8 protein-coding genes are annotated in these 11,106 nt (G+C 60.7%); 7 read left to right on the top strand and 1 reads right to left on the bottom strand.

Annotated elements, in window-relative coordinates; all coding sequences use genetic code 11:
• Positions 1-27: 27 nt before the first annotated feature.
• The 5 genes from AB6N07_RS18065 to AB6N07_RS18045 all read left to right on the top strand — a co-directional run bounded on the left by AB6N07_RS18065 (position 28) and on the right by AB6N07_RS18045 (position 6,189).
• Complete coding sequence (locus tag AB6N07_RS18065) at positions 28-1,605, top strand: ABC transporter ATP-binding protein (RefSeq protein WP_370674453.1); 1,578 nt, start codon at positions 28-30, stop codon at positions 1,603-1,605.
• Positions 1,605-2,693 (top strand): ABC transporter permease, encoded by a 1,089-nt coding sequence (locus AB6N07_RS18060; protein ID WP_370678275.1) that lies wholly within the window; start codon positions 1,605-1,607, stop codon positions 2,691-2,693. Before AB6N07_RS18065 ends, AB6N07_RS18060 begins: the two co-directional genes overlap by 1 nt.
• On the top strand, positions 2,686-3,600 hold the full coding sequence (locus AB6N07_RS18055; protein ID WP_370674452.1) for an ABC transporter permease: 915 nt from the start codon (positions 2,686-2,688) through the stop codon (positions 3,598-3,600). The genes AB6N07_RS18060 and AB6N07_RS18055 overlap by 8 nt, the downstream gene beginning before the upstream one ends.
• 101 nt (positions 3,601-3,701) lie before the next feature.
• Positions 3,702-4,772 carry a BMP family ABC transporter substrate-binding protein gene (locus AB6N07_RS18050; protein ID WP_370674451.1) on the top strand — a complete coding sequence of 357 codons (1,071 nt, stop codon included), beginning with the start codon at positions 3,702-3,704 and terminating at the stop codon, positions 4,770-4,772.
• 223 nt (positions 4,773-4,995) lie between these two features.
• On the top strand, positions 4,996-6,189 hold the full coding sequence (locus AB6N07_RS18045) for a urate hydroxylase PuuD (RefSeq protein ID WP_370674450.1): 1,194 nt from the start codon (positions 4,996-4,998) through the stop codon (positions 6,187-6,189).
• A 6-nt stretch (positions 6,190-6,195) separates the two neighbouring features.
• Here the strand turns inward: AB6N07_RS18045 and AB6N07_RS18040 are convergent, their stop codons facing one another.
• The gene (locus AB6N07_RS18040; protein ID WP_370674449.1) at positions 6,196-7,113 is read right to left on the bottom strand and encodes a helix-turn-helix domain-containing protein; all 918 of its coding nucleotides are present in this window, start codon (positions 7,111-7,113) and stop codon (positions 6,196-6,198) included.
• Between the two features lie 199 nt (positions 7,114-7,312).
• On the opposite strand from AB6N07_RS18040, the gene AB6N07_RS18035 reads away from it, so the two are divergent.
• A complete protein-coding gene (locus AB6N07_RS18035) occupies positions 7,313-8,773 on the top strand; it encodes an alpha-glucosidase/alpha-galactosidase (RefSeq protein WP_370674448.1) in 1,461 nt (486 codons plus the stop codon).
• 227 nt (positions 8,774-9,000) lie between these two features.
• A complete protein-coding gene (locus AB6N07_RS18030; RefSeq protein ID WP_370674447.1) occupies positions 9,001-11,079 on the top strand; it encodes an ABC transporter substrate-binding protein in 2,079 nt (692 codons plus the stop codon).
• Positions 11,080-11,106: the final 27 nt, after the last annotated feature.

Genomic DNA, 11,106 nt, shown 5'->3' with positions numbered 1-11,106 from the left:
CGCGGTGAAACGGGGACTACGGCTCTGATGGGCGAGGGGACTGGGGACAGCACCGGAGAAAGACTCCGTCGGGTTGGGGGCGAAACGCCGCTTCTCGAGGTCCGTCATGTTATCAAGCGCTTTGGCAGCTTCGCCGCCAATGATGACGTGTCCCTGAGGATCATGCCGGGCGAAATCCACGCGCTGCTCGGCGAGAACGGCGCGGGCAAGTCGACGCTGGTCAAGATCATTTACGGGTCCCTGCAGCCCAACGCCGGAGAGATTCTGTGGAAGGGTAAGCCGGTAACGGTGACCTCGCCCGCTGAAGCGCGAGCGCTGGGCGTCGGTATGGTGTTCCAGCACTTCTCGCTTTTCGAGGCGATGACCGTGGCCGAGAACATCGCGTTGGCTCTGCCCAATTGCAAGGCGACGCGCGAACTTGGCGATACCATTGCCCGTGTTTCAGCCAACTATGGTCTGCCGCTCGATCCGAATGCCCATATCGCCGATCTCTCGGTGGGTGAACGGCAGCGCGTCGAGATCGTTCGCTGCCTCCTGCAGAACCCCGAACTGATCATTATGGACGAGCCGACCTCGGTGTTGACGCCGCAGGAGGCCGACCAGTTGTTCGTGACGCTGAGGCGTCTCGCCGAGGAGGGCTGCGCCATCCTCTATATTTCGCATCGACTCGAAGAGGTGAGGGCGCTCTGCCATCACGCGACCATCATGCGCCGCGCGAAAGTGGTGGCTGAGGCCGATCCGGCCCACGAGACGGTGAATACGCTCGCTCAGCTGATGGTTGGAAACGAGATTACCCGCGTTATTCGCGAAAAGGGCAAGCTCGGACCGGAAGCCATTCTGCTCAAGGGGCTCAAGCAAGTCTCGCAGGATGCGTTCGGCGTGTCGCTGAAGGACGTCAACCTGTCCGTTCGCTCCGGCGAGATTGTCGCCATTGCTGGTATCGCCGGCAACGGCCAGACGGAGCTGTTCGACGCGCTGTCGGGCGAGCATCTGGCCGAGAACGAAGGCATGGTGATCTTCGCCGGTGAGGCTGCCGGCCTGTTGGACATCAACGAACGCCGTCTTCTCGGCGCGGCCTTCGTTCCGGAGGAGCGCCTCGGTCACGGCGCGGTGCCGGCGCTGAAGCTGTCGGAGAATGTCGTATTGACCCGCCATGGAACTGGCGAAGGCATAGCCCGGCGCGGCTTCACCCGCTTCGGCAAGGCTGGCCGCATCGTCGAGAAGGTGACGAGCCTGTTCGACGTTCGAAAGGGCGTCGTCGATCCTGAGGCGCGCGCTCTGTCGGGCGGCAATCTGCAAAAATTCGTTGTCGGTCGCGAGGTCGAACGTACGCCAAAAATCCTGATCATCGCGCAGCCCACCTGGGGCGTCGACGCCGGCGCGGCGGCGGTGATCCGCCAATCGCTGATCGATCTGTCGCGCAAGGGCGCCGCCATCGTGGTCATCTCGCAGGACCTCGACGAAATCTTCGAGATCGCCGACCGGATCGCGGTCATTTCGCGCGGCCATCTCTCGAAAGCGGAGGACGCCAACACGCTGACGCCGGAAAAGGTCGGCTTGCTGATGGCCGGTGGTGCTGAGAAAAAGGGAGCGGCCGCGGCATGATACGCCTCGAACTGGTCAAGAGGTCGGAAAAAAGCCGGGTGATGAGTGTGTTGTCGCCAGTGGTCGCCGTGGCGCTGACGGTCGTGTTCGCCGGCATCGTCTTCGCGGCGCAGGGGCACAACCCCTTTACCGGCATATGGTATTTCTTCCTTGAGCCGATCACCTCGCTATGGGGCGTCGAGCAACTGATCACCAAGGCGACGCCGCTGATCATCATCGCGCTCGGTCTCTCGGTCTGCTACCTCTCCAACAACTGGAACATCGGCGCCGAGGGGCAGCTCACCATCGGCGCCATCGTCGGCTCGATCCCGCCGATCGTTTTTCCGGACTTCGTCAACCCGGTGGTGCTGCCGCTGATGCTGCTCATGGCCATGGCCGGCGGCGCATTGTTTGCGCTCATCCCCGCCAAGCTCAAGACCAGCTTCGGCACCAACGAGATCCTGACCAGCCTGATGCTGGTCTACTGCTCCAACCTGTTTCTCGACTGGATGGTGCGCGGTCCCTGGCGGAGCCCGCAGGGCTACAATTTCCCGATCACCATCGACTTCCATGAATGGGCCGTGCTGAACGCAGTGGACGTTGGCGGCATCAATATCAATCTTTCGGCGCCAATCGCCCTTCTTCTCGTCGTCGTGCTGTCGGTGGTGATGCGCTCGACGCTGAAAGGCTTTGAAATCCGTGTGCTGGGCCAAAGCCCGCGCGCCGGCTCCTTTGCCGGCTTTTCAAACCGTCGGATGACGGCTTTCGCCTTTGCGCTGTCGGGCGCCTTGGCCGGGCTCGCCGGTATGATGGTGGTGATGAGCGAAATCGGCAAACTGCAGCCGGTGATCTCGCCGGGCTATGGTTTCACGGCGATCATCGTTGCCTTCCTTGGCCGCCTCAATCCGGTAGGCATTCTGATCGCCGGCCTCGTCATCGCCTCCTCCTATCTCGGCGGCGAGGCCATCCAGACTTCCTTGCAGATGTCGTCGAAGCTTGCCACGGTCATCCAGGGTGTGCTGCTGTTCTTCGTGCTCGCTGCCGACACGCTGATCCTTTACAAGGTGAGGCTGGTAACCGGCCGCGAGGGGGAGCGCGCCCATGCTTGAGGCCATCATCCTCACGATTATCACCGCGGCGACACCGCTGCTGCTGGCCGCCACCGGCGAACTGGTGGTTGAAAAGTCGGGCGTACTGAACCTCGGCGTCGAGGGCATGATGGTGATGGGCGCCGTCGCCGGCTTCGCCGTTACGGTTTCCACCGGCAGTCCGCTGCTCGGCATTGTCGGCGGGGCTTTCGCCGGTGTTCTGGTCTCCTTGCTGTTTGCCTTTGTCACGCTGACGTTGGTTGCCAACCAGGTGGCGTCTGGCCTGGCGCTGACGCTGTTCGGCCTTGGCCTGTCGGGCTTGATCGGCGAAAGCTTCGTCGGCCAGCCAGGCATCAAGCTCGCCAGCCTCGACATTCCCGGCCTGACCACGCTCCCCTTTGTCGGCAAGGTGCTGTTCGGGCAGGATATCCTCGTCTACCTGTCGTTTGCGGCGGTGTTAGCCGTCTCCTGGTTTTTGAATCGGACGCGCGCCGGTCTGATCCTGCGCGCCGTCGGGGACAATCACACCTCGGCCCACGCCCTCGGCTACTCGGTGATTGGCGTCCGTTACCTCGCGGTGATGTTCGGCGGCGCCATGGCAGGCCTGGGCGGTGCCTATCTATCGGTCGCCTACACACCGCTCTGGGTGGAAAATATGACGGCGGGCCGTGGCTGGATCGCGCTGGCATTGGTGGTGTTCGCCTCGTGGATACCCTGGCGGGCGGCGGTCGGTGCTTACCTGTTCGGCGCAGTCACCGTGCTGCAATTTCATGCGCAGGCGTTTGGTCTTGGTTTTCCATCGCAATTCCTGGCGATGCTGCCTTATCTCGCCACGATCATCGTGCTGGTCGCCATTTCCGGCAACCGGCGGGCGACGCTTTTCAATACGCCCAGCAGTTTGGGTAAGTCCTTCGTGCCCGATCGTTGAGGCGGGTCATCGAGAGACAAGCGTCGGCGGTACGGTCGGCCGGCGCCTCATTTCAAGACCGTGACAGACCGTGGGAAAACCCACACCAGGGGAGAATGAACATGAAGAAACTCGCGCTTCTTGCCGGCACGGCCCTAGCGCTCGCTATCGGTGCCGTCTCTGGCGCCTCGGCCGCCGACAAGCTGAAGGCCTGCTGGGTCTACACCGGCCCGATCGGCGATTTCGGCTATTCCTATCAGCATGATCAGGGCCGCCTCGCCGTCGAGAAGGAACTGGGCGACAAGGTCCAGACCGCCTATGTCGAGAACGTCGCCGAAGGCCCGGATGCCGAGCGCGTTTTCGAGCGTTTCGCCCGTGAAGGCTGCGGCATCGTCTTCGGCACCTCGTTCGGCTTCATGGATGCCGAGCTGAAGGTGGCCAAGAAGTTCCCGAAGGTGAAGTTCGAGCACGCCACCGGCTACAAGAGCGCCCCCAACATGGGCCTCTACAACGCTCGCTTCTACGAAGGCCGTTACATTCTCGGCCAGATCGCGGCCAAAGAATCGAAGAAGGCCCTCGCCGGCTACATCGTTTCCTTCCCGATCCCGGAAGTGGTGATGGGCATCAATGCCTTCACTCTCGGTGCACAGTCGATCAACCCCGACTTCAAGACCAAGATCGTCTGGGTGAACTCCTGGTTCGACCCGGGCAAGGAAGCCGACGCCGCCAAGGCGCTGTTCGACCAAGGCGCCGACATCATCGTTCAGCACACCGACTCGACCGCTGCCATCCAGGTTGCCGAGGAGCGCGGCCTCAAGGGCTTCGGCCAGTCGTCCGACATGATCAAGTTTGCGCCGAAGGCGCAGATGACCGCCATCGTCGACAACTGGGGCCCGCACTATATCAAGTCGGTCAAGGCCGTTCTCGACGGTACGTGGAAGGCTGACGACGTGTGGGAAGGCATCAAGGACGGCACCGTCCACATGGCCGACTATGCCAACATGTCCGACGAGACCAAGAAGCTCGCCGAGGAAACGCAGGCCAAGATCGCCGGTGGCTGGAACCCCTTCACCGGTCCGATCGCCGATCAGACTGGCAAGGAGCGTTACGCGGCTGGTGTGGTCGCTCCCGATGGCGATCTGCTCGGCATGAACTGGTACGTCAAGGGCGTCGACGACAAGCTGCCGCAGTAAGCGTCTGCCTGATTGCATAACCCAGCTTTGCGCGGGGCCGCCTCAGGGTGGCCCCGTTCTGTTTGAAGGCGTCTTTCAAGCTGCCGGAAATATTGGCATTTCCGTCGGCTGGCCAGCTTGCCTTGGTTGGGCTGGAGAGGCTAGATTACGGCTAAATGCGTATGGATGCGCCATGCCTTCTTGTTAGGCCGGGCGAAGTCCGTCTCGAGGTACATGATCCCAGATGCTGAGCTTTGCCATCGAGTGGCTGCACATTCTGATCCGTTGGTTCCATCTTGTGGTCGGCATCGGCTGGATCGGCACAAGCTTTTTCTTCATCGCGCTCGACCTCAGTCTTCGCAAGCGGGAGAAGATGAACCCTGGTGTCTACGGCACCGCGTGGCTCGTGCATGGTGGCGGCTTCTACAATGTCGAGAAATACGCGGTGGCGCCTGAAGAGCTGCCGGAGGATCTCGTCTGGTATCGTTGGGAGGCCTATCTCACCTTCGTCTCCGGCTTTCTGCTCCTGACGACGGTCTATTATTTCAACGCCCGTGCCTATCTCATCGATCCCTCGGTTGCCGACCTAGCGCCGTGGCAGGCGATTGCCATCTCGATGCTCTCGCTGCTCCTCGGCTGGATCGCTTATGACGGGCTGATGAGGCACACGACCAATGATCATCCTGGCCTCGTCGTCCTCTGTGTCTTCCTGATGATCGTCGGCTTCGCCGCGCTGTTCAGCAACGTCTTTTCGGGGCGTGGCGCTTTCATTCATGTCGGTGCGCTGGTTGGCACCATGATGGCCGCCAACGTGTTCCGGGTGATCATTCCGAACCAGAAGAAGATCGCCGCCGCGTTGATGGCCGGCGAAAGGCCCGATCCGGCGCTGGGATTGCAAGGTCGGCAGCGTTCGCTCCACAATAACTACCTGACGCTACCTGTCTTGCTGATGATGGTGTCCAATCACTATCCGCTGCTCACCGGCCATCCGCATGGCTGGCTGCTGGTGGCGCTGATCCTCGTCATCGGCGGCATGGCGCGTCATATCCTCAACCGCCACGAGGCGGGCGATCCTTTCCGGAAATACTGGTGGGCACTGCCGGGCGCGGCGGTTGCCCTTGTCGTGGCAATCCTCGCAACCGCGCCGCTACCGCGATCCGAAACCGCTGCCGATGCGTCCGTCGTCACCGATGCCGATGTGCTTCGACTCACCGCGACGCATTGCGTGATGTGCCATTCCGCCAAACCGACCCATGAGGGATTCACCGAACCGCCGAAGGGGCTCGTCTTCACCGATATCGAGCATATTCGTCGCTACGCGCCGCTGATCAAGATGCAGGCGGTCGATTCGGAAGTCATGCCGCTTGGCAACGAGACGGGCATAACGCGTGGGGAGCGGGACGCGCTGGGCGCCTGGATTGCCGCCAACGGCGGTTAGGCCGCGTCAGCTTTGATCCTTGTCTCGACGGTCCGAGCCGATGCTTTGAGTTGCGTACATGCCGGTGGTGCGAAACTCGGTGGGACTGGCTCCGAAGAAGCGACGGAACACCTTCGAGAAATAGTTGGGGTCGGAGAAGCCGGTCAACGTAGCGACCTCCTTGACCGAGATCTCCGTGTTGACGGCGAGCAGCTTGGCGGCGCGGCGCATCCGCTCGGCCAGCACATATTCCGACGGTGGCCGCCCTTCAGTGGCCGTGAAAACACGGCTGAAATGAGCGCGACTCAGCCCGGCGACGCCGGCCAGTTCGTCGACCGACAAGTCACTCTGGAGGTTGTTGAGAATGTGCCGAATCACCGGCGCCATGGGGCTCGCCTGGGTAGCATCTGAGTAAGTGCCCGCGAACACGTCGTCATAGAGGGCCATGGCCGCGCGGTAAGCCAACGCGGACGCGGCGCCCGGCGTTTCGCCTTCACCTTCCATCATCCTGAGGCTGCAATCGGCCAGCGTTTCCACGGTGCGGGGCTTCAAGTGAAGGACTGGCCCGGTCACCGCCAATACCGAGCGATGCAGTCTCAGGGCCTCCTCGCCGTTCATGGAAATCCAGAAGAACTCCCAACGCCCGCCATCCTCCAGCCAGTACCGGTGATTGTGCGGCACGAGTACCAGCATCGCCTCTCCCTCGCCGATGCGATAATGCTTGTCTTCGTAGCGCAAATTTCCATGCCCGGAAATTGTATGCTGGAGAACCGTGAACGGCGTCTGTCCTCGTTTTCTGCCGTCCCACGAATATTCCTTTGAAGTTTGAATATCATAGCCTGTACTGGTCGGCATTGTGTGCAGCAGATTCCGCCCGCGAGGCAATGACATGGTCGTCATTCCCGGTCCATTTTGCCGGAGTTTCTCGAGCATAGAATTACCCATCGAAGCACAATCCTCGTCTGGCCTTGGCAGCCATATTACGTCTTAATGCGCCCAACAAGAAGAACGGAACGGGCGCAGCCAAGGACTTACCCCTGAGCAAGATGTCGGGCGCAGAGCGACAGTGTCGGCTGCGTAATACTTTCGTATTGCCTGGACGTATCCTTCAGCCGGTCGATTTAGGCGAGTGAACGAGGACAGCATGGCAGCCTTCAAAGTTGCGATCATCGGCGCGGGTAGCGTCGGCTTCACCAAGAAGCTTTTCACTGACATTCTCTGTGTACCAGAGTTTGCCGACGTCGAGTTTGCGCTGACCGATATCTCGGAGCACAATCTGACGATGATCGCGACGATCCTGAGAAAGATCGTCGAAGTCAACAAGCTGCCGGCAACGGTCACAGCCACCACCGATCGCCGCAAGGCGCTCGAGGGCGCGCGCTACGTGATCTCGTGCGTCCGCGTTGGCGGGCTCGACGCCTACCAGGATGACATCCGCATTCCGCTCAAATATGGCGTCGATCAATGCGTCGGCGACACGATCTGTGCTGGTGGCATCCTCTATGGCCAGCGCAATATTCCGGTGATCCTCGATTTCTGCAAGGATATCCGCGAAGTTGCCGAGACCGGCGCCAAGTTCATGAACTACGCCAATCCAATGGCCATGAACACCTGGGCTGCCATCGAATACGGCAAAGTCGATACCATCGGTCTCTGCCATGGCGTGCAGCATGGCGGCGAGCAGATCGCCGACATCTTCGGCGTCGGCCATGACGAGGTCGACTATATCTGCTCAGGCATCAATCATCAGACTTGGTACGTCGACGTCCGCGTTCGTGGCCGCAAGGTGAGCAAGGACGAAATCCTGGCCGCCTTCGAGGCGCACCCGGTTTATTCCAAGCAGGAAAAGGTGCGCATCGATGTGCTGAAGCGCTTCGGCGTCTACTCCACGGAGAGCAATGGGCATCTGTCGGAATATCTGCCTTGGTACCGCAAGCGGCCGGGCGAGATCATGAACTGGATCGACATGTCGGACTGGATTCATGGCGAGACGGGCGGTTACCTGCGCTTCACCACCGAACAGCGCAACTGGTTCGAGACCGAGTTCCCGGAGTTCCTGAAGGAAGCCGAGGAGAAGATCGATCCCAAGCGGCGGTCGAGTGAGCACGCCAGCCACATCATCGAGGCGCTGGAGACGGGCCGGGTCTATCGTGGCCACTTCAACCAGAAGAACCTGGGCGTCATAACCAATCTGCCTGATGACTGCATCATCGAGTCGCCCGGCTTTGTCGATCGCTTCGGCATCAACATGGTGGCCGGCATTACGCTGCCGGAGGCTTGCGCGGCCACCTGTCTGGCATCGATCAACGTTCAGCGCATGTCGGTGCACGCGGCGGTAACCGGCGACGTCGATCTCCTGAAGCTTGCCGTGCTGCACGACCCGCTCGTCGGTGCAATCTGCACTCCGGAGGAAGTTTGGGCGATGGTCGACGAAATGCTGGTCGCTCAAGCGCGCTGGCTGCCGCAATATGCCCACGCCATCGATGCGGCCAAGGAGAGGGTCGCGAAATCGACGGTCAAGACGGGCAATTGGCAAGGGGCGGCCCGTCGTGAGGCGCGTGGCATCGAAGAGATCCGCGAGGAGAAGGCCCGCACCAAGGTCTGACGAGACCTCGGGCCGTCTTCAAGAATTCTCCGGCGCGGATCGCCCGCGCCGGACGCGGCAGGCCTCGTTGACTGTGACTGCCGTAAAGGGGAAAGCCGATCGGGCAATTGAGGAAACCGGTCGACTTGGGAAGAGAGCGCGGGGGGATGCGTTCCGACGCTGACCATCGCATTGGCCGTTTCTGGCGCAAAGCCGGTGATCGGCTCCATGAGGGAGGACATGACGGAATGACTTATCGGATGAAATTGACGTCGGCTCTGATGCTCGGTGCGTCGCTCTTTGCGACCGCCGCATTCGCGTCTGAGCTGACCGTCGTGCCGGAAGCCCCGGTATTCCAGGGCCAAGGCAAGGTCAACTATGTCGCGCGCGGTGACCTGTGGGAGTATAAGGCACTCTCCGCCTACCATGAGCCCGAGTACATCACCAAAAACTTCGTCGACAAGGGGCGTCTGCCGCCGGTCAAGGACCGTCTGCCGAAAGAGCCGCTCGTCTTCAAGACTGGCAACATGCCCAATGGCATTGGTGTCTACGGTGACGCGCTTCGCCATGTCATCGGCGGTCGTCCCGAGGGCTGGAACTATCAGGCCGGTCAGGTCCAGGGCTGGGGCGGTATCGACATCGGCATGTATGAGTGCCTGACGCGTACCGCGCCGCTGTTCCAGATCAAGGCCGAGGATATGGAGCCGCTTCCCAATCTCGCCAAGAGCTGGGAATGGTCCGAGGACGGCCACAAGCTGACCATGCACCTCATCGAGGGTGCTAAGTGGTCGGATGGCGTGCCCTTCACGTCCGAAGACGTGATGTTCTACTGGGAAGACAATGTCCTTGACCAAAATGTGTCGCCGACCAACGGAGCGAGGCAGGCGACTTTTGGTGAAGGAACAACGCTGAAGAAGATCGACGATTACACGGTCGAATGGACCTTCAAGGAAGCCTTCCCCAAGCAGTATCTCTACAATATGGCCTACGGCACTTTCTGCCCTGGTCCTGCCCATATGCTGAAACCCCAGCATCCGAAGTATTCCAAGAATACCTATGAGCAGTACAAGAATTTCTTCCCACCGAGCTACCTGAATTGGCCGGTGATGGGCGCTTGGTCTCCTGTTCTCTATCGTCCGGACGACATCATTGTTCTTCGCCGCAACCCCTACTACTGGAAGGTCGACGAGAACGGCAATCAGCTGCCTTATCTCGATGAAGTCCACTTCAAGCTGTCGACCTGGGCGGATCGCGACGTGCAGGCGGTGGCCGGCTCGGGTGACATCTCCAACCTGGAGCAGCCGGAGAACTTCGTTGAATCGTTGAAGCGAGCCGCCCAGCCGACCGCGCCGGCCCGCCTCGAGTTCGGTCCGCGTCTCATCGGCTATAACCTCTATATGAACTTCTCGGCCAACGGCTGGGGCGAGCCAGACGCGCGTGGCCAAGCGGTGCGTGAGCTGAACCGCAACGACCATTTCCGCAAGGCCGTGACCATGGGTCTCGACCGTCAGAAGCTCGGCGAAGCGCTGGTGAAGGGGCCGTTCACGGCCATTTACCCCGGCGGCATCTCCTCCGGCTCGAGCTTCTATGATCGCCAGAGCACCTTCTTCTATCCCTTCGATCTCGATGGGGCCAAGAAGGAACTGGAAGCCGCTGGTCTCAAGGATACCGATGGCAACGGCGTCGTGAATTATACGGATGGCCCGATGAAGGGCAAGGACGTCGAGATCACGCTGCTCGTCAGCGCCGACTACTCTACGGACAAGAACCTCGCCGAAGGCGTGATCGGCCAGATGGAAAAGCTCGGTCTGCGCGTCGTCCTGAATTCCCTGGACGGCAAGCAGCGCGACAACGCCAACTATGGCGGCAAGTTCGACTGGACGATCAACCGTCATGGTCCAGAACTGACGGCCGTTGTGCAAAACACCGAGCAGTTGGCTCCGGTCGGTCCGAAAACGTCGTGGTTCCACCGCGCACCGGAAAGCGGACAGCTCGACCTGATGCCGTTTGAGAACCAACTCGTCGACATCATCAACAAGTTCATCGCCACCCAGGATGTCACGGAACGCGCCAACCTGATGAAAGAGTACAACAAGGTCGCGACGACCAACGTCAACAGCGTCGGTCTGACCGAATACCCTGGCGCTCTGATCATCAACAAGCGTTTCGACAACGTTCCTCCGGGAACCCCAATCTTCATGTTCAACTGGGCTGAAGACTCGGTTCTGCGTGAGCGCTTGTACGTTCCCGCCGACAAGCAGGGTGATTTTGAGCTGGCCAAGGACACGTTGCCTGGCAAGCCAGGCGACCAGGGTCCTGTCGAGTAATCTTCCCACTCGAATGGCCAATCGTCC

Origin of the sequence: Pleomorphomonas sp. PLEO (assembly GCF_041320595.1) — a bacterium.
Classification (GTDB): domain Bacteria; phylum Pseudomonadota; class Alphaproteobacteria; order Rhizobiales; family Pleomorphomonadaceae; genus Pleomorphomonas.
This window is presented reverse-complemented; position numbering and strand designations above follow the sequence as displayed.